This window comes from Rossellomorea oryzaecorticis (genome assembly GCF_038405515.1).
Lineage (GTDB): Bacteria > Bacillota > Bacilli > Bacillales > Bacillaceae_B > Rossellomorea > Rossellomorea oryzaecorticis_A.
In genome coordinates this window covers 1-518 of sequence record NZ_JBBYAF010000103.1, presented here as the reverse complement: position 1 = coordinate 518, position 518 = coordinate 1, and the positions used below count along the sequence as shown (strand labels likewise).

The following is a 518-nucleotide window of genomic DNA, read 5'->3' as shown; positions in this document are numbered from 1 at the left end:
AATTTGGTTGTTACATAAGGTTTAAAACCTAAAATGGCGATACTCGGTAATTTCTTGACTATCAATTTATCTTTATCTAGTTTTCAAAGAACAAACTTAATGGTTATTTTACTCCGCTTCGCTTCGTAAAAAACCTAAGTGGAGCCTAGCGGGATCGAACCGCTGACCTCCTGCGTGCAAAGCAGGCGCTCTCCCAGCTGAGCTAAGGCCCCGTATGAATGAATATGGTGGGCCTAAGTGGACTCGAACCACCGACCTCACGCTTATCAGGCGTGCGCTCTAACCAGCTGAGCTATAGGCCCCTACTCATAAAAAGGATGATAAGCATCGCTTATCATAAAGTATTGAATTTAATGATGGTTCTTTTGCTTGCGCAAAAAACCTAATTAAACCATCAAAACTGAACAAAACTTCGACTGTCAGACGTTTCATGTAATATTCCTTAGAAAGGAGGTGATCCAGCCGCACCTTCCGATACGGCTACCTTGTTACGACTTCACCCCAATCATCTGTCCCAC

Annotated in this window: 2 tRNA genes and 1 rRNA gene; all 3 read right to left on the bottom strand. The window is 43.2% G+C overall.

Going from position 1 to position 518, the window contains the following annotated elements:
* Nucleotides 1–139: 139 nt before the first annotated feature.
* Nucleotides 140–212 (bottom strand) — tRNA-Ala (locus AAEO50_RS21265).
* A 13-nt stretch (nt 213–225) separates the two neighbouring features.
* A tRNA-Ile gene (locus tag AAEO50_RS21260) sits at nt 226–302 on the bottom strand.
* Nucleotides 303–446: 144 nt separating this feature from the next.
* Nucleotides 447–518: ribosomal RNA gene (locus AAEO50_RS21255) — 16S ribosomal RNA — on the bottom strand; the annotation flags it as partial.